This is a genomic window from Parapedobacter lycopersici (assembly GCF_024643285.1).
Classification (GTDB): Bacteria; Bacteroidota; Bacteroidia; order Sphingobacteriales; family Sphingobacteriaceae; genus Parapedobacter; species Parapedobacter lycopersici.
In genome coordinates this window covers 15,207-39,033 of sequence record NZ_JAMSLW010000002.1, presented here as the reverse complement: position 1 = coordinate 39,033, position 23,827 = coordinate 15,207, and the positions used below count along the sequence as shown (strand labels likewise).

Genomic DNA, 23,827 nt, shown 5'->3' with positions numbered 1-23,827 from the left:
TTTTCGGGAATTTTATAAAAAGGGTTAGTCCCGACTTTCCTTTCTGAAATTACCCGGTGTTTGTCCGACAAACTTCTTGAAGAACTTAGAGAAATTGGCAGGGTCGTACGTCAGTATCCTTGCAATTTCGGCAACGGGTTTATCGGTTTCCAAAAGCATTTTTTTTGCCTCGTCGATGATTCTGAGGTCGTAGAAATGACAGGGGTGATCCCCGGTTTCCTTTTGTACGGTATCGGTCAGGTGTTTGTGGGATACGAACAGTTCACGTGCTATCTGGCCGATTTCCATGAAATCAGCCGTTCTTCCGGAAATGACATCGGCAATGTGTCCGTCTAAAAACCGGAAATAGCTTTCCGTAATTTCCTTGCTTCGCTTTGAGGTATCCCGTTTCATCGTCCTGACAAAGATGGCATTTTTAGGAAAATGCGCATGGTGAACTTTTCGGATTTTAAACGCCGCAACGAGTACCCCGGTTAACCGGCCTGGTTACTGGCCGGCGAACATCAGGTAACTGGTCAGCTTTTTGATCCTGCCGTTATGCATATGAAATACGTCGCAGAAAACGGCATTAAATAGATCTCCGCCTTTCCGTTTTCCCTGCACCGTGCCTTCGGCGACGACAACATCCGATTCTTCAACCAAGCGGGTCACCTGAATTATTGGCCGGCCTTCAAACGCGTCGTTTTCTATTTCCTTATCAAATGCCGCTTTGCCGGAATGGAGATAGACTCCCGGCATTTCCCATATGACATCATCCGTCAGGCACGCCAATATCCGCTGATGGTCGCCCGCATTAAATCCATCCATATAATCCATCACCACCTTTTTATTCCGGCTGATGCTGTGGCTTTTTTCCCTGGAAGCAGTTACGAGCATGGTTGCCAGCACCGTTGCTGCCAGCACGGCGTTGTACTTGATTATCTTTTTCATCGTTCAGCGATTAATTGGCGGTTGAGCCTGTTGAACATTTTGATCCAGCTTTGGTAGGCACCGGTTTTTTTAGCTTCCGTTTCTGAAACCGTTTGATGGATTGTTGCTGTCGTCTGGTTGCCGATGGATTTGAAAGTCACGGTAGTTCGTATTTCGGCGGGCCAGTCGGCCGACTTTCCGGCCTCCAGCGCATTGGTATGGTGCCCGTTTTCATCGGAAAGCTGCATGGTGAAAACCAGCTTTTCGGGGGGTAATATTTCCAGGTAGGTGCCAATGATCCAGCATTCGCCATGTACAGGATCATGGATACAGGAGTGAAATCGCCCGCCCGGTTTAACTTCGATTGTTCTGTAGGTTATGGTACATCCATCCGGTGCATACCAGTGCGTTAACTTTTCCGGATCGGTCCAGGCATCAAAAACGATCCCGATGGGGGCGTCGAACAAGTGGGAGATCAGCAGTTCTTTATCGTGTGGTTTCATTATTGTTGTTTTTTGTGTCCGCTAAAAATTTGTCCAGTTTCTCAAAACGCTGGTTCCACAGCCTGCGGGATGCATTTACCCAATCAACAACTTCATCTAACTGGTCCAGCCGGGCTTCGCAAAATTGTTCCCGGCCTTTCTGGGTAAGCGAAATCACGCCGCATTCATTTAACACTTTGAGGTGCTTGGCAATCCCCTGCCTGGTAATTCCCGAATCTTCCACGATCTGGCCGATATTTAACGGTCCACGTGACAGCTTCTGGATGATCATTCTTCTGGTGGGGTCTGCAATAGCCTGGAAAACATCTCGTCTTTCGATCATAATACAACCATTTGGTTGCAAATATAAACACAACCATTCGGTTGTGCAAATTTTTGTAATTTTTTTAACAGAAAAAAGAAAGGAGCAAACTGGGAGGGGATATTACCGAAGGTCAGCCGGCCTAAAACAGGTTATATTTCATTGGCCACCCTTGCGAACTTATTCCGGTACTCAATTGGTGTAAGCCCCGTAATCTTTTTAAAGGTATCCCGGAATGCTTTCGTATCCGTATACCCCACATCAAACATAATTTCGCTTACGTTCCGTCTTGATGCTTCAAAGAATTTCTTGGCAGCTTCTATCCGTACCCGTTGGATGTAGTCTATGGGCGTATTGTTGGTCGCCTCTTTGAATTTTCGCTCAAAGGTTCTGCGGCCCGTATTAATTAACTGGGCCAGTATTTCTATGGTTATTTTATTGCTGTAGTTTTTTTCGATGTAATCCTGTACCTGCTGGATATCATCGTCGCCGTGATTCCGCTGTCCTTTGAATATCGCAAATTGCGATTGGTTGTCCCGACCGATATCCAGTGCAAAATATTTCGAAATCATGATGGCGGTTTCCCTGTCGGAGAACTTTTCGACCAGGTATAGTATCAGGTTCCATAAACTGCTTGCCCCGCCACTGCTGTAAATATTATCGTGTTCGGTGATGATGGCGCCATCTTCCACTTCCACATCCGGGTACCTTTCTTTAAACTCGCTGATATAGGCCCAGTGTGTAGAACATTTTTTGCCGTTAAGTAAGCCCGTTTCGGCTAAAAGGAATGCACCGATACACAAACTGGCAAGACTTGATCCGCCCGCATGCAGCCTTTTAAAACAGGGAATTGCCGCGGCATTGGCCTGGATTCCCTTGGCGGTGTCACCAAATGTCGGTGGTATAATCAATAAATCGGTTTCCGTTACGTCTTTGAGCAACCGGTCGGTTTTAATGGTGTATTCGCCGTTATTTGCCGGCACATATTCTTTTAAGCCGACGTACTCGACGTTGAAAACGGGTTTTTTGCCAAATGTGGTTAAAAACTCGTTGGCGGTATTGAAGGTTCTGAATGGCGGTGTAACCGCTTCAATTACCCCGTGTTCCGGTACAAAGACAGAAATCTGCATAGCAATCAGTGGTATTACACTGCAAGGTAGAAAATAGTTTTGTCATAATCTACCCCTAAGATTGTCATTTTCACAACCGCCGTAAGTTCCTGACCCGTTGTAATTTTGAATTGTAAAAATCAATAAACAAAAAAAAGACAATGGCACAAGCAACACGAATTACGGTAGAAGCAACAGTAAATGCGCCCGTAGCAAAAGTCTGGGAAGCCTGGAATACCCCGGGCGATATTATGCAATGGAACACACCCGATCCAAGCTGGCACAGCCCAAGCAGTGAAAATGACCTGCGCGTAGGTGGTAAGTTTAAGCATCGGATGGAAGCGAAGGATGGCAGTTTCGGTTTTGACTTTGAAGGCACTTATGATCAGGTGGATCCCCATCGGGAGATTACCTACACTATGCCGGACGGGAGAAAGGCGACCACCCTGTTTACCGAACAGGACGGCAAGACAAGCATTGCCACCACATTTGATGCGGAAACAGAAAATGACCCTGAATTTCAGAAACAGGGATGGCAGGCCATCCTGAACAATTTTGTGAATTTTGTTGAATCAAACTGATTTATAGACCGTTAATAATGAGTAAAATGAAAAAGTACAAAATTATCTTTTGGGTAGCGACCACCATCATCATCCTTTGGGAGGGGATTATGCCGCTCAGCACGCTGCTGTTTGCGCCGGAGTACGCGAACGCCGGTACCAAGCCGTTAGGCTACCCCGATTACTTTGCCCATACACTGATCATCGCCAAAGCACTCGGTGTTTTCGCCATTGCCTACCCGAAAACACCGGGCAGGCTACGGGAGTGGGCGTATGCAGGACTTACGTTTAGTTTAATCTTTGCCTTTATCAGTCATGCATTTGTAGACCAGAACGTTGGGTTTATGCTGCTGCCGCTGATTGTGCTGGGTATTCTTGCGATTTCTTATGTATATAACCATAAAATCCATACACATGGCTAAGACAGATTATCAAACCATTGATGAATATTACGGGGCATTTAGCGGTGAGGCGTTGGCGCGGATGCAGACCATCCGGAAAATCATTCACGAAACCGTACCCGATGCGGCGGAAAGCATCAGCTACCAGATACCTTGTTTTAAATACCACGGTTATTTGATCTACTACTGTGCTTTTCCGAAACATGTCTCCATATCGCATCCCTACAGTGAGGCATTCTGGGAACATTTCAAGGCGGATCTGGCAGGGTATAAAACCAGTAAATCGGTGATTCAGATTCCTACCGATAAACCGCTGCCCGAAGCGCTGATCAGAAAAATTGTCGCATTCCGGAAAAAGGAGAATGAGGAAAAAGCAAAGAAGTAAGACGAATGAATTAATCACCCATTAAATTTTAATATCATGAAAAACAATTCAGTTTCATTACACCGGGTAATCAAGGCTAGCCCGGAGAAGGTATTTCGGGCATTTGCCGACCCGGTAGCCCATGCAACCTGGCTGCCACCTTATGGTTTTGTATGCACAGTACAACACATGGATTTTAAGGTGGGCGGGACGTACAATATGACGTTTATTAATTTCAGCACGGGAAACGGACATTCTTTCAGCGGAACGTATCTTGAAATAAAACCCAATGAATTTATCCGGTACAGCGATACGTTCGACGACCCCAATTTACCCGGAGAAATGACTACAACCGTATGGTTAACCGCGGTTTCGTGCGGCACCGAACTCAAGGTGGTGCAGGAGGGAATCCCGGCGGAAATACCGGTTGAAATGTGTTATTTAGGCTGGCAGGAGTCGCTGGATAAATTAATGAAGCTTGTAGAACCTGAAATTCCGGATGCTTAATCTGATCTGCTATGGCTGACCCTAATCGTCGAAAATGGGTGAGTGCCGTATTCATTACGTTTTCCGGCAATTGCAGGAAAGCACTCACCCATTACCAAACCTGCTTTGGTGGTACCGTACAATTTGAAATGTTTGAACAGGAATTGCCGGGTTACCCGGAAAAGCCTGTCGTCAGTGGGTCACTTGTTTCCGATCGCATCATTATCCATGGTTCGGACCTGATACATAACGAAGGAAGAACGCTCGGTAATTACCTGGCTATTTTTCTGCATTGCAAAAACAGAGATGACCGGAAGGCGCTTATTGGAAAACTGAAGACTAATAAAGCGCATCTTTTTGCCGTAGCTGACGAAGGCCAAAAGCTGGTTGAGGTAACCGATGCCTTTGATGTGAGGTGGATACTGGGTGTTTAGCAAGTACCGCGATCTGCCCGGTATTTTGCGCCGTTGCGGTAAAACGCGTAACTTTATCAACGTTCAGCACCAGCAACGGATATCATGGAAACAACCGATATACACGACATCTTGGCCACCCGGTTCAGTCAATTCGAGCCCGGCCTGCGAAATGCATTGACGGCAGTGTGCAGCGTCAGGACCTTCCCCGCGGGTGAACAGCTGATGCAACCCGGCCAGTATTTTAAGTCGACCATGCTGATCGTCGAGGGCCTGGTTAAGGTATACCGCCAGGGGGAAGAGGGTGGTGAGTTTTTCGTTTATCACCTGGAACCCGGCAGTGCCTGTGCGCTGTCCATCATTTGCGCGACCAAGCAGGAAAGGAGCGAGGTACTCGCGACAGCGGTTGAGGACACCACTGCATTGCTCGTTCCCATTGCAATGATGGATGACCTGATGCGGGAATATAAGACGTGGTATTATTTTGTGCTTGAAACTTACCGCTCCCGTTTTGAGGAACTGCTGGAAGTCATTGACCATATTGCGTTTAAAAGCATGGACGAGCGGCTGGAGTACCACCTCAAAAAACTCAGCAGGCAATCCGGCTCCAATGAGCTCTATACCACACACCAGCAGATTGCCAGCGACCTGGGCTCTTCCAGGGAAGTTATTTCGCGCCTGCTCAAAAAGATGGAGCAGCACGGAAAAGTAGCCCTCCAGCGCAATGCCATCCAGCTGCTGGATGGGTTTCGGTGATGAACCGGTAATGTAAAATATATATCGTGTGACCTGGGTCACCGAGATTAGCCGTATGATGAGCGACCTTTGCGATAGTTAGACTGTAATCGCAAATGGAATTCGTTGGTTATCTGGCTTCATTATTTATTGGTATTGCCCTCGGCCTGATCGGCGGTGGAGGCTCCATACTCACCGTTCCCGTATTGGTTTACCTGTTTGGCCTGCCGCCCATTACGGCTACGGCTTATTCGCTCTTTATTGTAGGGGCTACCAGTCTGGTGGGGGCCTGGCCAAAATACCGCAAAGGGCTGGTAGACCTTAAAACAGCCGTTATATTCGGTATCCCATCCATCATTACGGTGTACGCTACGCGCAAGTACCTGGTGCCGGCGATTCCGGACCCAATCTTTACCGTAGGCGGTTTTGCCCTGGGCAAGCCGGTGGCGGTCATGCTGCTCTTTGCGCTGATGATGCTGGCGGCTTCCATTTCCATGATCCGCAAGAAACCGTGCAGGGACTGTCCCGATGATGCGGTAATACAGTACAATTATCCGATGATCCTATTGGAAGGGATTCTCGTTGGTTCGCTGACGGGACTGGTGGGAGCCGGCGGCGGATTCCTGATCATCCCGGCGCTGGTGTTGCTGAGCAGGCTCTCCATGAAGATGGCCGTTGGCACATCCCTGCTGATCATTGCCGCCAAGTCCCTGCTGGGTTTTACCGGTGATGTGACTAATATGCCCATCGACTGGGGGTTCCTGCTGCTGGTCACCGGTCTGGCTATCCTTGGATTCTATGTAGGTAATGGCGTTTCCGCTAGGGTACCCAGCCACCGCCTGCAGAAAGGTTTTGGGTGGTTTGTGTTGCTGATGAGCCTGTACATTCTGGTTAATGAGCTTTTCCTTTGTTAAAATAATGGCTGAAAGTGATGCAAGTCACCAACCGGAGCAGTGATCGTCAGTACTTTTGTATCATGATACTTGAAAATTAATTAATGCATATGATGGAATGGTTAAAACAACCCTGGCCATGGTATATTGCCGGGCCGTTGGTGGGACTTACGGTTCCCGTACTCCTGATCCTTGGAAATAAGCACTTCGGCATTTCAGCTAATCTGCGCCATGCCTGTGCCATGTGTTTTCCCTCGGATATCAAATTTTTTAAATACGATTATAAAAAGGAATTCTGGAACCTGTTTTTCGTGATCGGCGCGTTCGGCGGAGGTATCGTCGCCAGTTTGTGGCTGGCCAATCCCCAGCCGATTGAGGTAAACGCTTCCCTCGTTGCCGAACTTGCCGGGTACGGCATCAACGACTACAGTTCCATGGTGCCGCAGCAGCTCTATAACTGGGATTACCTGTTATCGGCAAAAGGCCTTATCATGATGGTTGGTGGCGGTTTTCTGGTCGGCTTCGGTTCCCGCTATGCAGGGGGCTGCACCAGCGGGCACTCCATCATGGGGTTGAGTACCCTGCAATGGCCTTCGCTCGTCGCAACCATAAGCTTCATGGCCGGAGGATTCCTGATGGCGAATGTATTACTCCCACTGATTTTAGGATAAGACGATGGAAAATTCAATAACAAGAAGTACAGCAATGAACCATACGGATTCGGAAGTGCGCAGACAGGATACCATGTGCGTCAATGAATCGCAGTTACAGCATCGGTGGTATCACAACATAAAGTATCTGGTGGTGGGGGTTCTGTTCGGGATCGTTTTCGTAAAAGCGGAAATCATCAGCTGGTTCCGCATCCAGGAAATGTTCCGGTTTCAGTCGTTTCACATGTATGGCATCATCGGATCGGCGGTGATCGTGGGTATGCTATCCGTATGGCTGATCCGGAAGTTTAATATCAGGACCATTTACGGTGAGCCCATTACGTTTACACCGAAAACATTCAACAAAGGGCAGATTTACGGGGGCCTGCTCTTTGGATTGGGCTGGGGCCTTACCGGTGCCTGTCCGGGACCCCTATTCGTCCAGATCGGTACGGGAGCCACTGTGGTAGCCGTCGTACTGCTCAGCGCAATTGCGGGTACCTGGTTGTACGGTAAACTGCGGGATAACCTACCCCATTAAGCATAATTCATTCAATATTCAGCTAAGACAAAATCAAAAGCCATGTTTTTCCAGCACATTTATGATAAATCACTCGCTCAGGGCAGTTACCTGATCGGCTGTCAGGCGACCGGCGAGGCCATCGTCATTGATGCCAAGCGCGATGTAGACACGTACCTCGATATTGCGAAGCAAAACGGGCTGCGCATTACGCACCTCACCGAAACGCACATCCATGCGGATTTCCTTTCCGGCACCCGCGAGCTTGAGGCGCTGACGGGAGCTGCTATGCATCTTTCGGACGAGGGTGGTCCGGACTGGCAATACGAATTCCCGCACGAAGGACTTCGGGAGGGAAGTGTTATCAAAGTGGGCAACCTGTCCCTGGAGGTCATCCATACACCCGGCCACACGCCCGAGAGCATCAGTTTCCTGCTGCGCGACCATCCGGCTACGGATGAGCCGGTCATGCTCTTTACCGGCGACTTTGTTTTCGTGGGCGACGTCGGCCGCCCCGACCTGCTGGAAAAAGCAGCGGGATTGGTGGGCACACAGGATATCGGTGCACGTGAATTGTTCCAGTCGTTGCGGAAGTTCAGTGAGCTGCCGCCTTATGTGCAGGTCTGGCCGGGTCACGGTGCCGGATCGGCCTGCGGGAAGGCCCTGGGTGCCGTGCCCAGTACAACGGTGGGTTATGAGTTGATACGGAACTGGGCATTCCGCTTCGAAAACGATGAAAAGGGATTCGTTGACTATCTATTGACCGGTCAGCCCGAGCCACCGCGGTATTTTGCCACGATGAAAAAACGGAATAAAGTGGATCGCCCGCTGTTGACGGAAGTGCCAAAACACCCCAGGCTCACCAAAGAACAATTCCTTTCGGCATACCGGGATGGTGCCCGCATTATTGACGCCCGCCCGAAGGACATGCACGCCAAAGGTGCCGTTCCCGGTAGCCTCGGCGTGGAGAACAGCCTTTCGTTCGCTACGTGGGTAGGTTGGCTGGTTGGATACGATGAAACGCTCGTGCTGGTAGCCGACGATGCGCAGATTGAAGACCTGACGCGCAAACTTATGCGTATCGGTATGGACCGTATCATTGGATACATTCCAACGGTCAGCGACCTGGGACTGGCATTGGAAACCCGCGATATTATCGATATTGACACGTTTAAGTCTTTGCTCGGCCGGGATGATATTCAGGTAGTTGACGTGCGCGGCGCCACTGAATATGCCGCGGGACATGTACCTGGTGCCATTAACCTGTTTGTCGGTACGCTTGCGGATAACCTGGAAAAACTGGATCGCAGCAAACAGCTCGTCATCCATTGCCAGGCGGGTGCCCGTTCGGCCATTGCCCAGGCACTGCTGGCGGCCAACGGCTTCAAGGATGTGAAAAACTTCTCAGGTGGCATGGCGGCCTGGTCGGCCACGAACCAGCTCATCAGCTGCGCGTAACGTGCTATGCGATTTTAATGGACACCGCTTAAACAGCGCAGCCACAAAGGCAAAATTTAGCCAATGCGTGACACATTATTGCTGATTTAAAGTATATTTAGGCCATCAATTGTCTTCCTATGCTATGAAGCCTATATTTTTGCTGCTTACATTTTCGCTTACTGCATTCCTTGGTTATGCCCAGGTAAAATCAGGCATCACCATTGAGCTCCGTGATTCTTCCAGAAACCGGCCCGTCACCATTGCATACTGGGCACCCCCCGATGCGGGCACAGCGGATCGGGAGGTGAGTATTAGTGCTATTGGCCCCACAAAACATCACATCGTCCTGCTGTCGCATGGTACGGGAGGCAACCGGTTTAGTCTTTCGTGGCTTGCCAGCAGTCTCGTTGAACAGGGCTTTTTCGTCGTGTCGGTTGAGCACTATGGCAATAGTTCCGAAAGCATCATTCCGGCCTACTTTCTAAGGTACTGGGAGCGACCTCTTGACATTTCGTTTGTGCTGGATTATCTGGAACAATCGGAGTTTAAAGACAGGCTCGATTTCAGCCGCGTCGGCATGATTGGATTCTCGTTCGGTGGGTATACGTCCATTGCTTTAGCGGGAGCGGTTATGGATACCGAGTTGCTGTTTTCAAACATGACGGATCCTAAGTATGAAAGGGAAATAGCCATTCCTGAACTAGCGGATCTGATGCAGTACGTAGACGAAGTCGATTTTAGTGAGGCGCCCGATAACTTAAAAGACCGCAGGATAGCTTATTTTGTTGCGCTTGCACCTGCCTGGGGACTTGGCTTCGGCAGCAAAGAACAATTTAAAGCGATAGACCGGCCATTACTTATTATCGGCGCCGAAGCAGATGAGATAGCTCCTGTGGCCACTAATGCCGCCCATTACCACCAATTGATCAATACATCCAAGTATATCCTGCTGGAAGGCGATATCGGCCATTATATTTTCCTGCCCGAGGGATCGGCTTTACAAAAAGAGCAGAGCCCTGTCTATTTTCAGGACGCCGAAAATATTGACAGGTCGGCGGTACATCAACGGGTCGTGGATGAGGTTATCGGGTTTATTACGCGTTAATTAAGGACCTGTTATCACTTGCTCTACGGTTGATCTCCAATGGTACAGAAGCAGTCTGCCGGTTCCGGGTGTCTTCATTCAGCAGCTCCTGTATCGACGAACCCCGCTTATGAAAACGGATGGTCTCAATTAATACTTATTAACCGTCCCGTCCTTGTAATAATTCAGCAGAAGCTGGGCGTATCCATCTGCATCCACCACGGTTTCGTGCTCGGCCACCAGGTTATTGTCTCTAAAGATTTTGATATTGATTGTTTGTCCGGGTACCGCATCCGAAGTGCCGGCTGAACAGCCTGCGCCCGAGACATTTGGATGCAGCTCGACGGCTTTAGACCAGGGCAGTGTGGTGGTCACCTCGTAATCGTCCAAATCGTCGTCATCGGGAATGGCTTTTGTGATATCCGGCGTATACTGGATATGCACGGGCGCAGTGACCGTACCGGTCACTTCATACCGATATTTATCGAGGAGGTTGCCCTCTCCTTTGGAACAACTGTTTAAACCGAATAGGATAAGCAATGTGAAAAGCGTAAGGCAGTATTTCATGGTCTGAATGACTAAAAATGATAATTTGACAGCTAACTGTAGCCGTTTTGTATCCATCGGCCGGAGCCCGGGCAAATTTAGCTTAACAGTACAGCTTTCACAATACCCTATTTATCGGTATTGTGAAAGCTGATAGCCTTTATTTGCCCAGCTCCGGCCGACGGATACCGGTGGGAAGCATCGCTGAAATTACCTGACGATAAGGGTGGAGTCATACCAGTCCTGCACCTTGGTGTGTACCCGGTTTCCGGGATCCTCCATCCAATAGGTATCGTCTACGAGAAACTTATACGTATACCTTCCGGCAGGCAGCGTTTTGCGATAACTCCAGGTATCGCCTTCGCGGGTCAATAATTCTTCCGGCATTCCATTGTCGGTAAACGACCCGACGAGCGCGATCTTTTTTGCCCCGGGCATTCCCTTAATCTGAAAATTGACCTGACCGCTGGTCTGCCCGAACAGGCCGACATAATTATTATTCGGGTTAATTGTCGCGGCTTCCCTGTATAAACTATCGGCCCGCTCAGCATTACCGTTCAATAAATAGCCATTGGCGAGGGAAGCCTTGGCCCGGTCCGCGTCCGGGAAATTTTCCAGATTCAGCTGCAGTAGTATCAATGCATCGGCAGAGCGGCCTTCATCTATAAGCCGGTAGGCGAGCCGGTCCAGCTCATCTTCCGCGAAATCAAATGCAGCGCCGTTCTCCTGTTTCAGGGTATGATAATGCGTTATGGTTTCCGCGATCGTGTGCGTCTGTAGGTATGCATGCAGCGTGTCGGCAATCCGCGTCGGAAAGAGCGAAGCGATGCGCAGGTCCTTCTTACCCTGTGTTAAGTAGTCTGCCAGCCTGAGTGTTACATGCTGTGAAAAATCGTGTTGCTGAAACAGGTGGATCACACCCTGTTTCAAATCACATATCTGGGAGTACAGTGTCGCATTATCCGATGATTTCTGGGTAGTCTGGCTGAGGGCCTCTTTCATCCGTGCCACGGTGGGCTGTTGATGATCAAGTAGCTGATAAACGGTTTCGCGCCGCCAGCAGCTAAAATTCGCCGGTTGTTCTCCCATCAGCGCATAATTGGTTAGGGCAAATAACGGGTCCGTTTTCCGGATCACATAATTGGCGTGGATAATAGCATAATCGCCGCTTTTGTCTGCAATCATAATCTGTGCTTTTTCCTGCCAGGTAAGGTTATATTGCTGTACAAGGGCAACGGCTTCAGGTACGGTACGGCACGTCGACAATACCGTCTCAACAAGGTATCCGTCGAAATCCGGTTTTTCCGGGTCTTTTTTGATCGCTATCTTTTCCGGCAGCGCAGCCGCATCGAAAAACAGGCCTGCATCATTCATCCCGCCTTCGGGGTATTTTTCCTCAAATCCCCAGAACACATACCCGGCTTTTTCAGCCTGCGGTGGCCTTACCCATAAAAATGTAGGTGTGCCGGGTGTAAAATCCTCATTATTCCCTACCAGCACAGTATGTTTATCACACGCAATAAAAATAGTGCAAGCTACGGCGGCATGGCCCGTTACGCCCACCGCCAGTGTACAGACAAGGTACTTAAATACCATATTGATCATGTTAATCATCGTTGAAGTTAAAAGAAGTGTTTTATTTCGCGGGAGGATTGGCAACAACGGTGCCGTCACTAATAATGCCTTCCCACGGTGTTAAAAGTGGCTTTTTGAGCTAAGGGGCTGTTCAAGTCCGTACACTAGCTGTTCGAAAGCGGACATACATGCAGTACGCCATTGCAATAAGCTATGCCGGCGGATCCGCGCAAATGGGGGAGGCAGCGTCTTATTTAACGGCTAAACCGCACGCTGGTAAGCCACTTCACTGGGAAGTTTGCCAAATGTCCGCTTGAATGCCGCCGTGAAGTGTTGGGTGTGTTGGTAATTAACCATTGCCGCAACCTCACCGACGGTATATTGCTGTGCAAAAAGCAGGTGGTACGCAAATTCCATTTTTTGCTGCCTTACGTAGGTCATGACCGGCAACCCTGCACTGGACCGGAAAACAGTTTTGAGTTTGGACGTGCTCATCCCGGCAATGGCTGCCAGTTGGGAGAGTGTGATCGGATCAGTGACGTGCTCGGCGATCCACTGTTTAAGTCGCAGTATATTGCCGCGGTCATCGAGATTATCCAGTGCCGGAAGCGGGTTGGTCTGTCTGCTGATATCATCGGCAATCAGCAGGATAAGTTCGTCAAGTTTATTGGAAATGAATAGCGCCTGAAGATGGGCAGATACGCTCGGTCTAATGATTTCATTGATGCAGCGGTGCATTTCCACGGTTATCCGTTGCGCACGTTTATGGAGCAGGCATGGCTGTCTCCGCGCTACCTGGGATAGAAAATCAGCAATGACTCGGGTTTGCGGCCCAAGGACGCGATGCAGGTAATCCAAGGTCATGGTCACGTCCAGACATTTACGGGAATGTGGGTAGTAAAGCTGTCCGGCAATATGCGGCATGTAAATACCATTGAATTGACCGCAGGGGATGAGCACGGGGATTGATGAAGGGGTGTTTTTATTGGGTGTAAATTCGGAATGTCCCATCAGCTCAAACTGTAATTTCAGAAGGCCCGCCGGATGAACCACCTCAAGTATGCATGGGTTTTCGATGTCAATTTCCCGGTATACAACCTCCACGCCGGCATACTTCATCTGTTTTTCCCTGATGGCCAGGTCCGCTATTTTGTTTACAAACAATTGATGGTTGTCATGTATCTCCGTAATCCCACGCTGGTATTCCGCTAAAGTAACCGTTCCCGGGGCGAGTTTATTCGTGGCCAAAATCGTTATTGCTTTTTGTCTGTTTGCGTAAATGAAATGCAATATTAAGCAATAATTTTGCCGTTGTTTAGAATTAATTTAAATAATGACGAAGCAATACCGTTTTCTGTTGACCAATACTATAAAAAAGCTAATCAGCACCACTTTCTTCTTTTGTTTCCTGAGCGGTTTAGTATGTGCACAATCTATCGTGCGTGGCACGGTGGTGGATGAGGCGCGGCAGGCGGTGGCAATGGCTACCGTAGAGGTACTGGCGGCCACGGCCGATAGTACGGTAGTGGCAACGATTGCTACAGACCTGGAAGGCCGTTTTGAAGTACAGTTACTCCCTGCCAGCTACCTGCTCCGGATCTCTTTCCTGGGCTATAAACCACTCGTTAGCGGCTCCGTGGCTGTAGTATCCGGTACCGCTGACCTGGGAACCCATCAACTAATGGTAGATGATCAACTGTTGACCGAAGTAGTGATCAACCGGCCGCAGCGGCTGGTTGAACAACGTAGCGACCGGATGGTGGTTAATGTGGAGAACAGTATACTCGCCGATGGGATGACCGTGCTTGAAATACTTCAACGGGCTCCCGGTGTTCGTGTGGATAACGATGGCAACATCACAATGCGCGGTAAATCAGGGGTACAGATACTGATCAACGGTAAGCTTTCCTATCTTTCTGAGAAGGAGCTGGCATTGCTGTTGAAAGGCACGCAATCCTCGTCGATCAAGAGCATTGAGCTCATTACGAATCCCTCCGCGAAGTTTGACGCCGCGGGAAATGCGGGCCTGATCAATATCGTGATGAAAAGCGACCGCCGCAGCGGGATAAACGGTACGGCACATTCTTTTGCCGCAACCAGCCGCAAACCGCGGTATGGGGGAGGGCTTGCCCTCAATGCACGGCACAATCGTTGGAATGCCGTAGCGGGTTATGATTACAGCTATCGGGGCGAGCGCGAATACCGGACGTTCCTGAGGCAATTCAACGATGCTGCCCGCCCGGATTCATCGAAGGTATCTAACCAGTATTCGCAAACGGACGAGCCGCTGGCTACCCACAATGCCAAATTCGGCATAGACTACAACGCCGATGAACGGCTTACGCTCGGCGCATTGTGGACCGGTAATTTCGGAAGTTATAAAAACCTGAGTGAGGGTTATAACGACGTCGCCTTTCTTGACGGCAGTATGGTATCCAATGCATTAACCGACAACAAACAGGTCAGTTTATGGAATACCCAGGGCCTGAACCTGAATTTACTCCGTAAAATCGGTCCGCGCGACCACGAGCTGTCGGCCAATTTTGATTACACCTATGCCGATTACTCCGCCGACCAAAACCTGGTTTCTGATTTCCAGCAAACCGCCTTTCAGGATGCGTTCACCTCCGTCCGCCGTGGGCAGACGCCATCCACAACTACGGTCTTCGTTGGCAAAATGGATTACCTGCATCACATTGGTAACGGTCAGAAAATCGAAGCCGGCTGGAAAAGCAGCTGGATCGATGCAGACAATAATGCAATGAATGATACACTGCGTGATGGCAGCTGGATACCCGATGCCGGCACAAGCAACCATTTCCGGTACCGGGAGCAGATTCATGCAGGCTATGCGAGTTACAGTCTGGAGCGTGAGCAGTGGCATGTGATGGCCGGACTCCGTTTAGAGCACACCCGTACCGAAGGGCATCAAATTACCGCTGATCAGCTTACCGAACGGCATTATACACAGTTGTTCCCCAACATTTCAGTCGCCTATAAGCCCCATGCGGACCGTAGTATTCAGTTATCCTATAGCAGGCGTATTCAGCGGCCTGATTATGACGATCTCAATCCGTTCCGCTATTACGTGGATGCTTTTGTTTTCTGGGAAGGAAATCCTTATTTGCGGCCCGAATTGGTCCACGCCTTTGAGCTTAATGCAATGCTCGGCAGCACGTTGAGTGCCGCCGTGTATTATACATACATCAATGACGTTATGACCAGCGTGTTAACCCAGTTGCCGCAGCAAAACGTGACGATCCAAAGTCTGCAGAATATCGACGGGTTTTATAACGTGGGTGTGAATCTCAACTATACCCTGAAGCCAGCTGGATTCTGGACAAGTATTAACAACCTCAATGGGTTTAACAACCGTTACCGTGGTTCCTTCAACGGGGAGATCATCGACAACGCCCAGTGGTCGGCCACATTCAATTCCATCAATACGTTTTCCTTTGGTAACGGGTGGGGCGCGGAGGTGATCGGCGAATACCAAACGCCACAGGCCGATGGGGTATTCCGCGTCAATGCTTACGGTGCGGTAGCGGCCGGTTTGATGAAGAAACTGGTACAGGAAAGATTAACGGTCAAGCTGGCCGCAACAGACATTTTCCGGACGATGGATTATCGCCCTACGTCCGTAGCAGATGGGGTGGTAATGCGGCAGCGGTTCAACCTGGATTCACGCATAGTCACCCTTTCAGCCACTTTCCGTTTCGGGCAGCAAATCCAGGCCCGTGATCGACGGACGGGATCCGAGGACGAGCAACAGCGGATCAGAGGTGGCGGCTAAGATATGCCAGTTAGGCTGCAGGGCTTTTTAAAGGCTGTTCCATGCGAATGTAACCGGTCCAGTGAACCTTCTACAAGAGACAGCACGCCAAATGATAATGATTTATTCTCGGTTAATGATTGCCGTTCATGCGCTATTCCGGAGCCAACAGCTGCTACCGCCAAGCCATCGGATTTCGTCTTCCCTTAAAAGCAGACCGTTTTCCTTCGGAATTTTAGCTAATGGTATTTTATTCTAAAGCTTATACTTGGCATAAATTTGCAAGGCAGGCAGAAACATATTTAATCAAGACAGCACGAAGATGAAAATTGCCATAGTCAGTTATAAGAAACAGGAAAAATTCACACAGGGCGTTGCCAATGATGAAGATACAGACCTCATTGAATTTTTGAAGGGCAAAGGATCAGACGCGGTCCCCGCGATCTGGAATGATCGTGCGGTAGACTGGAGCGAGTTTAACGTGGCCATCATTAAATCCCCCTGGGATTACCACAATCATTTGACGGCATTTCTGATGTGGCTGGATAGCCTGGATAAACTGGGCGTCCATGTATTGAACCCGACAGAAATTATCAAATGGAACAGCCATAAACTATACCTGAAGGACCTTGCAAAAAAAGGACTTTCGGTAATTTCTGCTGAATACCTTGAAAAGGGATCCCTATTTGACCCTCATTTCTTTGAAGTATTCGGTACGGATAAACTGGTGTTAAAACCCTGTGTAAGCGCAGGGGCGCAGAACACGATAACCATTAGTAAAAACAATTATCACGAACAGTTAGACGAAATCGCACAATTTTTAAAAGCAACGGATTACATTGTACAACCGTTTGTGGAAGAAATTAAAAATGGCGAATGGTCTTTTCTGTTTTTTAATGGTAGGTACAGCCACTGTGCATTAAAAACGCCTAAAAAGGATGACTTCAGAGTACAGCATCACCACGGCGGCAGCATTAGTTATCCGGCACCCAACGCGTTGCACGTCGCGCAGGCCGGGACTTATTTAAAGCACCTGCCGCAGCCTACGCTCTACGCAAGAGTAGATGGTGTCATTGTAAACAATTCATTTACATTGATGGAATTGGAATTGATCGAGCCGTATTTGTTTTTTAATGGTGATAAAAATCTACTGGAAAATTATTACCAGGCGTTAATAGCCTTGATTTGAATTGTTATTAAGGATATCGGCCAGTAGGATCAATTGATGATCTCTCCTTTGTTATTTGCCAGCTTTTCACGCCATTTTTGACGTTCCTCGGCTGTTTGTTTCACCCAGTCAGTTGCTTCACCGACAATTTTCAAAGGTGCAGCCGTGCGATAGGAGCGTGTTGGATTGCCCGGAAATTTTTTGTTCGTAACGTTCGGATCATTTTCAAAGCTACCTGTTGGTTCAACGATATAAACGCGCTCATGTCCATCCCCTTTAGCCAATGCCGCAGCAAGCCCGGCTCCATTAGCCAAGGCGGTGAAATAAATATGGTTCATGGTGAGTTTCGGATCGTAGTTTGAACCATAACCTGCGGTCAGCAGATCGCCGACGCGCAGATCCGCCTTTGTGCCGTGATAAAACGGACCCTTGTCAGTGGGGCCTTGCATGGCCAGATCCGCCAGTTCATTATTCTTTTTGGCGCTGTCAAAGTCGTTCAAATCGGCATAGCATTTAGCAATACTTGTATATAACGGAGCAAAAGCCGCTTTAACGGAGTCATCATTTAGTTTCAATGCAAGCTGTAAAGCTGTTTCGAGCCATTTTAATCTGTCGGAAACATTTTGTTGATGCCGGGCAACGTAATGTGCGGCAATAAATTTTTCAAAGTCGTTTGCTGCCTCATTCCAGGCTTGAAGAAATGTGCTACCCGCTTCTTCCGGTCTTCCTTTTTCTTCCAGGCCCATTCCCTGGATACATAGTTTTACAATCTTGCTGTTTGGGTTAAATTCCATCGCTCATTATTTTGCTGTGGTAAGTCTTATTTATTGCCAAGCTGTTCTGCCAGTCCGATAAGGAGTCCGTCGGCCCCGCGGATATAGCAAAGCCGATATGCGTTTTCATACTGAACCACTTCACCAACGACCTGTGCGCCGTGTTCGCTGAGCCTGGATACCAGCTCGTCTATGTCTTCAACCGTAAACATGACACGGAGGTAGCCGAGCGCATTCACCGGAGCTGTACGATGGTCTGAAATAATTGGCGGTGTGTGGAATTGCGAAAGTTCAAGCCGGCTGTGTCCATCCGGTGTCACCATCATGGCGACCTCAACATGCTGATTGCCCAGCCCGGTAACGCGGCCCGCCCATTCACCTTCTATTGTTGCCCGTCCTTCGAGCTTCAGGCCTATTTCCGAAAAAAAAGAAATGGCTTTGTCTAGCGATTCCACAACGATTCCGACGTTATCCATCCGTAGTAATTTGTTGTTTGCCATGGTTTTTCGTTTTATATAATTTAGTATGTCAACTTTCGGGTTACTAACAAAAGTAGTAGCTGAGGGCTTGCAAACCAAGACATATTTTCAGGGAGAATACCCGATTGACACGACATGCCGTTAGTCCTTGTTTTTATTAGTTTTGCGATATAGTAACTGAAAATAGAAGCAACTACCTGTTATACGACAACAGCAGAATTTTCACAACAGTATCGATGATACCCCTGCTTACCAACATTTGGTGTCAAAAATTGTGATTTTTATTTTTGAAGCGCTTTACATCATTCCCATTAATACAGTAACAATGGTACTAGAAACAAACCGATTGATTTTAAGAGAATGGAATTTAACCGACATTGATGATTTGGTAGAAGGGTTAAATAATATGGATGTAGTGAAATGGTTAGCCTTTGTCCCACACCCATATACAGTTGCCGATGCTGAAAAGTGGATACAGTACTGCCTCAATAGTTCAGGCAACGGCAAGGAAAGAACCGACTATCATTTGGCCATTGAACTTAAATCAGCTCAAAAAGTCATTGGCGGTTTAAGCCTTGATAAAATCAACTTCTCCCAGGGGACTGCCGGTGGTGGCATTTGGTTAAATGACAAGTTTCATGGCCGGGGGTACGGAGCTGAGGCTTTTGGTAAGCGGATTGAGTTTGCCTTTGAAGACTTGAAGTTGAGACGTTTGGAAAACGGTTATTTTAAAGGAAATGAAGTGTCCTTTAAAATGCAGGAAAAACTGGGATATAAAGTTGAGGGCGTAAGAAGAAAGGCCTATATCTCCATGGCCAATGGTGCAGTCATGGATGAATGTATAACGGGCTTACTAAAGGAAGAATGGATAAGGGCTTAACTCGCCGGCCATCCGAAACATTGTTTTGAGCCCAGCAGGACTTTACCCTTTTGTAACTTAAATACTGCCAAAAAGCTATTCTATTTGCAACAAAGGCTGGTATACCTATATTAGCTTTGAAAATATAACCAAAAACAATGAAAAAAATATTCGTACCCGTGCTGGCATCGCTTTTTCTGATCAGTATCAGCGTAAAAGCACAGCAACCGGCGGCAGCTCCCGCTAAGTTGTACAAATACGTGATCAAAGGAGGTCACGTAATTGACCCCAAGAACAATATCGATGAAGTGATGGATATCGCTATCGATCATGAATGGACACCCTCCATGGAGGCACGGGATGCACAACCCGCACGTCCCGGCACCAACGGGCGGCCGGACCGTCCGGCTGAACCGGCGCGTCCTGCTGTAAAAGGTACCGATGGTCATATTGCCCTGGTCGCAAAAAATATCGACCCGGACCTGGCCGTACAGGTAATCGATGCTACTGGCCTGTATGTAACGCCCGGTATTGTTGACATCCACACCCACAATTTCTGGGGAACCAACATGGGTGGCATTAACTACAAAGATGGCCCCAACGGCATACAGCCCGATGGATTTACGCTTCGCACAGGGGTAACTACCGTAGTGGATGCCGGTAGTTCCGGCTGGCGGGATTTTGAGAAATTTAAAAGACAGACCATTGATGTGTCCAAAACCCGTGTGCTTGCTTTGCTGAATATTATCGGCACGGGTATGGACGGTCAAGGAGAGAATAACGAAGCCGAGATAGACGCACAGAAGACCGGAGAAATGGGGCTGAAATATCCCGATATTATTGTGGGGGTAAAAAATGCACACTATGGCAACGGCAATACCGGAAAGCCCGATGGTAACCTGGTGCCGATCAGGGAAGGCATTAAGGCTGCCGGAATAATGGGCGGTATCTTCATGCTTGACGGGCAGCTTTCAGAAAAAACAATGGAATTGTTCCGTCCCGGTGATATTTTTACACATATCTACGGCAGGGATCTGATGAACGAAGACGGAACAGTAAAGGACTTCGTGCTTGCGGCCCGTGAAAAAGGTGTTATTTTTGACGTCGGCTTCGGCGGTTCCAGCTTTACGTTCCGCAGGGCTACCCCAGCTTTCAAAGCTGGATTTCTCCCGAACTCCATCAGCTCCGATCAGCACATCAACAGCATGAACACGGCTATGAAAGATATGCAGAATATCATGGGCTTATTCATGGCCATGGGCATGCCTTTGCAGGACGTTGTGGCAGCAAGTACGTGGGAACCGGCACAGGAAATCAAACGGCCTGAACTTGGTCACCTGTCAGAAGGTGCAATTGCCGATATTGCCATTTTTGAAGTCCGCGACGGTAAGTTTGGTTTCTGGGGTAATGACGGTTACGTTGACGGTACCAAACGCATCGTCAATGAAATCACCATTCGGGGTGGAAACGTAGAGTACAACCTGAATGGTCGTATTAAACCGATTAACCTTCCGCAACCGGCAAGAAGAGCCCATAGTGATGTCGATGAGGAACATAGGCCGGCACTGGCTCAGGTACCCGTCGCTGCACAGCAGTTATAAAAATTTGCAATATGTCCAAAGGCGGGTAAGGTTACTTATCCGCCTTTTTTGTTATGTATGCTCCCGGCCGGCGCCATGTAACGCGTCCTTTGATGCGATAAGCATTGCCCAGTTCGGTCCCTAAAAGCCGCATATACTCTGTCATTTCAGCAGCATATAGAATAAATTCAAAATAAGGCGGCAATTCTGCATTAAGCAGCTAATGACCCAAAGAATAGCCTGTGGCCGTGCCATGCAACTAAGAAAAGCAGTTTGTCCGTACAAAAACCCCCGGAATTCGGTTAAAATTTACGAAATTAGCAGGCATTATCTTTGGCTCATGAAGAAACCCGTCATTGTCATCAAATTTGGTTCTGCCGCGATTACTACGGCAGACGGATTGGTCGATGAACAGATTATCACGGAGATAGCGCGGCAGACGGCCAAACTACAGGAACATTACAACGTGGTACTCGTGTCGTCCGGTGCCGTGGCGGCAGGAAAAGCCTATATTCCCCGGTACAAGGGTACACTGCCGGAGCGCAAAGCAGCTGCGGCAATTGGCAACCCCCTCCTGATTGGCATTTATGCCACGCATTTCAGGCCGTACAAAATCGCCCTGGCGCAGAGTCTCTGTGAGCGGCAGCATTTTGCCAACCGCGACCAGTTTCTCCAATTGAAGAACACCTATGAGACCCTGTGGAGAAATCACATCGTACCCATTGCAAATGAAAACGATGTGGTCAGCAATAAAGAGCTTAAGTTTTCCGACAACGACGAGCTCGCTACACTTATCGCCGTAGGTTTCGGCGCCGAAAAGATCCTGTTCAGCACTTCAGTACCCGGCGTACTGGATGCAGCCGGACAAGTGATCAGCGAAATCCCGGTGATTGACAAGCAGGCCCTGTCGTTAGCCCGCAAAGAAAAATCGGCAGTAGGGCTCGGCGGCATGACCTCCAAGCTGAATTTTGCCAGGTTAGCCAACCAGCTGGGCATCGAGGCAGTCATTTTCAGTATGCGCACCGAAGATGCCATTCTGAAAGCCGTGACAGGCACAACCGGCACCCGCTGCCTGGCGCAGCCCAAGAAAGTGTCATCCCGCCACAAGTGGATGGCTACCGGCAGCCTCATTTCCGGCAAAGTTATGGCCGACAAGGGTGCCCTGGAAGCGTTAAAAAAACGACGAAGCCTGCTCGCCGTCGGGGTTACGGAAGTGATCGGTGGCTTCACAACCGGCGAAGTGTTCCAGATCGTGGACGAACAGGGCCTTGTACATGCCGTGGCCAAATCCAAGATCGAATCAGCGGTGATTGAAAACACCACAGACAAAAAGAATATCGAAATCGCACACGCGGACGACATCGTCCTCTTATAACAACAACCGATGAATAGCATAAAACAACAGTTGGTACAGGCACGCCAGGCGAAGAAAGCGATGAACATGCTGACGTTGCCCCAGAAAAAGCAGCTTCTGCAAGCTATTTCCGCACTATTGGTCGACCATCAGGATGCCATAATCACCGAAAATAAAAAGGACCTGGATCGTATGGATCCGCAGGACGCCAAATATGACCGGCTGAAGCTCACCCGCGAACGCATCCAGGCATTGGCCGACAGCGTGATCGACGTGGCCAATCTGGAAGATCCCACCGATAAGGTGTTACTCCAGAAAACCCTTGAAAACGGCCTGCAAATCGAAAAGCGGTCAGTAGCGCTCGGTGTGGTCGGTGTTATTTATGAGTCGCGGCCCAACGTAACCGTCGATGTGGTTGCGTTATGCATCCAGTCGGGCAATGTCTGCCTGTTGCGTGGCGGGTCGGACGCCTGGTTTACCAACAGTTACCTCGTTTCATTGATCCGGCAGGCTGTCGAAGCAGCGGGCATCAACCCCGACATCGTGCAACTGCTGCCTACCGCCCGTGAGCTGATGGGTGAGCTGCTCGCGGCCAAGGACTATGTAGATATTCTGATTCCCCGCGGATCGCAGGCACTTATCGATTTTGTCAGGGAACACGCCAAAGTACCGGTCATCGAAACCGGCGCCGGCGTATGCCATACCTATGTGGATGAAACCGCTGACCTCGATAAAGCCGCCCGTATCGTTGCCAACGCAAAGATATCGCGTCCGTCGGTCTGCAATGCGCTGGATACCGTATTAGTAGACCAACAGGTTGCCGGCCCTTTACTTGCCAAACTGGCTCCTTATCTTGCCGAACATCAGGTGGAGGTCTATGCCGATCCACAGGCCTTCCAACAGCTCGAGGAAGTGGGATATCCCCACCTGCAGCATGCCACGGCAGCTGATTTCGGCCGGGAGTTCCTGGATCTGAAGTGTTCCGTCAAAGTTGTTGGGGGCCTGGAAGAAGCGCTCGATCACATTGCAGCATATTCCTCCAAGCATTCCGAATGCATTGTTTCTACCGATCAGGCACATATCGATACGTTTTTGCACGCGGTGGATGCCGCCGCGGTATACGCCAACGCCTCTACCCGCTTTACCGACGGTGGTGAGTTTGGCCTGGGAGCCGAAATCGGCATTTCCACCCAGAAGCTCCACGCCCGCGGTCCGTTTGCGTTGGAGAAGCTCGTTACCGAAAAATGGGTGGTGCGGGGCGACGGCCAGATACGATAAAACTGAGGCCGCTGACCATTACAATACCCGTATTGTAATTTTTCCGTAGCGTGGCTGGTTGCTTAACGATATTCG

Annotated in this window: 27 protein-coding genes; 17 read left to right on the top strand and 10 right to left on the bottom strand. The window is 49.1% G+C overall.

What is annotated here, in order from left to right:
• Positions 1–24: 24 nt before the first annotated feature.
• From NEV57_RS04370 to NEV57_RS04350, 5 genes are all read right to left on the bottom strand, one after another.
• Positions 25–393: a helix-turn-helix domain-containing protein gene (locus NEV57_RS04370; RefSeq protein WP_257657079.1), complete on the bottom strand. Its 369-nt coding sequence runs from the start codon at positions 391–393 to the stop codon at positions 25–27.
• A 93-nt stretch (positions 394–486) separates the two neighbouring features.
• The gene (locus tag NEV57_RS04365) at positions 487–930 is read right to left on the bottom strand and encodes a nuclear transport factor 2 family protein (RefSeq protein WP_257657078.1); all 444 of its coding nucleotides are present in this window, start codon (positions 928–930) and stop codon (positions 487–489) included.
• A complete protein-coding gene (locus NEV57_RS04360) occupies positions 927–1,412 on the bottom strand; it encodes an SRPBCC family protein (RefSeq protein ID WP_257657077.1) in 486 nt (161 codons plus the stop codon). Before NEV57_RS04360 ends, NEV57_RS04365 begins: the two co-directional genes overlap by 4 nt.
• On the bottom strand, positions 1,396–1,734 hold the full coding sequence (locus NEV57_RS04355) for an ArsR/SmtB family transcription factor (RefSeq protein WP_257657076.1): 339 nt from the start codon (positions 1,732–1,734) through the stop codon (positions 1,396–1,398). Before NEV57_RS04355 ends, NEV57_RS04360 begins: the two co-directional genes overlap by 17 nt.
• A gap of 131 nt (positions 1,735–1,865) precedes the next feature.
• On the bottom strand, positions 1,866–2,843 hold the full coding sequence (locus tag NEV57_RS04350) for a GlxA family transcriptional regulator (protein WP_257657075.1): 978 nt from the start codon (positions 2,841–2,843) through the stop codon (positions 1,866–1,868).
• Between the two features lie 140 nt (positions 2,844–2,983).
• On the opposite strand from NEV57_RS04350, the gene NEV57_RS04345 reads away from it, so the two are divergent.
• The 11 genes from NEV57_RS04345 (at position 2,984) to NEV57_RS04295 (ending at position 10,389) form a co-directional block, all read left to right on the top strand.
• Positions 2,984–3,403, top strand: a complete 420-nt coding sequence (locus NEV57_RS04345; RefSeq protein ID WP_257657074.1) for an SRPBCC family protein — start codon at positions 2,984–2,986, stop codon at positions 3,401–3,403.
• A 26-nt stretch (positions 3,404–3,429) separates the two neighbouring features.
• The gene (locus NEV57_RS04340) at positions 3,430–3,804 is read left to right on the top strand and encodes a DoxX family protein (RefSeq protein WP_257657073.1); all 375 of its coding nucleotides are present in this window, start codon (positions 3,430–3,432) and stop codon (positions 3,802–3,804) included.
• Entirely contained in the window at positions 3,797–4,168 is a 372-nt protein-coding gene (locus NEV57_RS04335) for an iron chaperone (RefSeq protein WP_257657072.1), read from the top strand. The genes NEV57_RS04340 and NEV57_RS04335 overlap by 8 nt, the downstream gene beginning before the upstream one ends.
• 36 nt (positions 4,169–4,204) lie before the next feature.
• Entirely contained in the window at positions 4,205–4,654 is a 450-nt protein-coding gene (locus NEV57_RS04330) for an SRPBCC family protein (RefSeq protein ID WP_257657071.1), read from the top strand.
• Between the two features lie 11 nt (positions 4,655–4,665).
• Complete coding sequence (locus tag NEV57_RS04325; RefSeq protein ID WP_257657070.1) at positions 4,666–5,067, top strand: VOC family protein; 402 nt, start codon at positions 4,666–4,668, stop codon at positions 5,065–5,067.
• 84 nt (positions 5,068–5,151) lie between these two features.
• Positions 5,152–5,802, top strand: a complete 651-nt coding sequence (locus NEV57_RS04320) for a Crp/Fnr family transcriptional regulator (RefSeq protein ID WP_257657069.1) — start codon at positions 5,152–5,154, stop codon at positions 5,800–5,802.
• Positions 5,803–5,897: 95 nt separating this feature from the next.
• Positions 5,898–6,695, top strand: a complete 798-nt coding sequence (locus tag NEV57_RS04315; RefSeq protein ID WP_257657068.1) for a sulfite exporter TauE/SafE family protein — start codon at positions 5,898–5,900, stop codon at positions 6,693–6,695.
• A gap of 89 nt (positions 6,696–6,784) precedes the next feature.
• Positions 6,785–7,345 carry a YeeE/YedE family protein gene (locus NEV57_RS04310; protein ID WP_257657067.1) on the top strand — a complete coding sequence of 187 codons (561 nt, stop codon included), beginning with the start codon at positions 6,785–6,787 and terminating at the stop codon, positions 7,343–7,345.
• 4 nt (positions 7,346–7,349) lie between these two features.
• Positions 7,350–7,865 carry a DUF6691 family protein gene (locus NEV57_RS04305; protein WP_372340058.1) on the top strand — a complete coding sequence of 172 codons (516 nt, stop codon included), beginning with the start codon at positions 7,350–7,352 and terminating at the stop codon, positions 7,863–7,865.
• A gap of 42 nt (positions 7,866–7,907) precedes the next feature.
• Positions 7,908–9,302 carry an MBL fold metallo-hydrolase gene (locus NEV57_RS04300; RefSeq protein WP_257657066.1) on the top strand — a complete coding sequence of 465 codons (1,395 nt, stop codon included), beginning with the start codon at positions 7,908–7,910 and terminating at the stop codon, positions 9,300–9,302.
• A 124-nt stretch (positions 9,303–9,426) separates the two neighbouring features.
• A complete protein-coding gene (locus tag NEV57_RS04295; RefSeq protein WP_257657065.1) occupies positions 9,427–10,389 on the top strand; it encodes an alpha/beta hydrolase family protein in 963 nt (320 codons plus the stop codon).
• Between the two features lie 129 nt (positions 10,390–10,518).
• Here the strand turns inward: NEV57_RS04295 and NEV57_RS04290 are convergent, their stop codons facing one another.
• The 3 genes from NEV57_RS04290 to NEV57_RS04280 all read right to left on the bottom strand — a co-directional run bounded on the left by NEV57_RS04290 (position 10,519) and on the right by NEV57_RS04280 (position 13,737).
• Positions 10,519–10,935 (bottom strand): hypothetical protein, encoded by a 417-nt coding sequence (locus NEV57_RS04290; protein ID WP_257657064.1) that lies wholly within the window; start codon positions 10,933–10,935, stop codon positions 10,519–10,521.
• Positions 10,936–11,124: 189 nt separating this feature from the next.
• Positions 11,125–12,519 (bottom strand): acyl-CoA--6-aminopenicillanic acid acyl-transferase, encoded by a 1,395-nt coding sequence (locus tag NEV57_RS04285; protein ID WP_257657063.1) that lies wholly within the window; start codon positions 12,517–12,519, stop codon positions 11,125–11,127.
• 231 nt (positions 12,520–12,750) lie between these two features.
• A complete protein-coding gene (locus NEV57_RS04280; RefSeq protein WP_257657062.1) occupies positions 12,751–13,737 on the bottom strand; it encodes a helix-turn-helix transcriptional regulator in 987 nt (328 codons plus the stop codon).
• Between the two features lie 85 nt (positions 13,738–13,822).
• Here NEV57_RS04280 and NEV57_RS04275 point away from each other — a divergent pair, with 85 nt between their 5' ends.
• Together NEV57_RS04275 and NEV57_RS04270 are read left to right on the top strand one after the other, a co-directional pair.
• Positions 13,823–16,282 (top strand): outer membrane beta-barrel family protein, encoded by a 2,460-nt coding sequence (locus NEV57_RS04275; RefSeq protein WP_257657061.1) that lies wholly within the window; start codon positions 13,823–13,825, stop codon positions 16,280–16,282.
• Positions 16,283–16,583: 301 nt separating this feature from the next.
• Positions 16,584–17,450, top strand: a complete 867-nt coding sequence (locus tag NEV57_RS04270) for an ATP-grasp domain-containing protein (RefSeq protein ID WP_257657060.1) — start codon at positions 16,584–16,586, stop codon at positions 17,448–17,450.
• A gap of 29 nt (positions 17,451–17,479) precedes the next feature.
• Here NEV57_RS04270 and arr read toward each other — a convergent pair whose 3' ends face one another.
• A complete protein-coding gene (gene arr / locus NEV57_RS15715) occupies positions 17,480–17,878 on the bottom strand; it encodes an NAD(+)--rifampin ADP-ribosyltransferase (RefSeq protein WP_307876400.1) in 399 nt (132 codons plus the stop codon).
• A 371-nt stretch (positions 17,879–18,249) separates the two neighbouring features.
• Positions 18,250–18,702, bottom strand: coding sequence for a VOC family protein (locus NEV57_RS04260; RefSeq protein WP_257657058.1), 453 nt, complete (start codon positions 18,700–18,702; stop codon positions 18,250–18,252).
• A gap of 241 nt (positions 18,703–18,943) precedes the next feature.
• Here NEV57_RS04260 and NEV57_RS04255 point away from each other — a divergent pair, with 241 nt between their 5' ends.
• From NEV57_RS04255 to NEV57_RS04240, 4 genes are all read left to right on the top strand, one after another.
• Complete coding sequence (locus NEV57_RS04255; protein ID WP_257657057.1) at positions 18,944–19,561, top strand: GNAT family N-acetyltransferase; 618 nt, start codon at positions 18,944–18,946, stop codon at positions 19,559–19,561.
• A gap of 137 nt (positions 19,562–19,698) precedes the next feature.
• A complete protein-coding gene (locus NEV57_RS04250) occupies positions 19,699–21,141 on the top strand; it encodes an amidohydrolase family protein (protein ID WP_257657056.1) in 1,443 nt (480 codons plus the stop codon).
• A 319-nt stretch (positions 21,142–21,460) separates the two neighbouring features.
• Positions 21,461–22,495, top strand: coding sequence for a glutamate 5-kinase (gene proB / locus NEV57_RS04245; protein ID WP_257657055.1), 1,035 nt, complete (start codon positions 21,461–21,463; stop codon positions 22,493–22,495).
• A gap of 9 nt (positions 22,496–22,504) precedes the next feature.
• Entirely contained in the window at positions 22,505–23,752 is a 1,248-nt protein-coding gene (locus NEV57_RS04240; protein WP_257657054.1) for a glutamate-5-semialdehyde dehydrogenase, read from the top strand.
• Positions 23,753–23,827 lie beyond the last annotated feature (75 nt).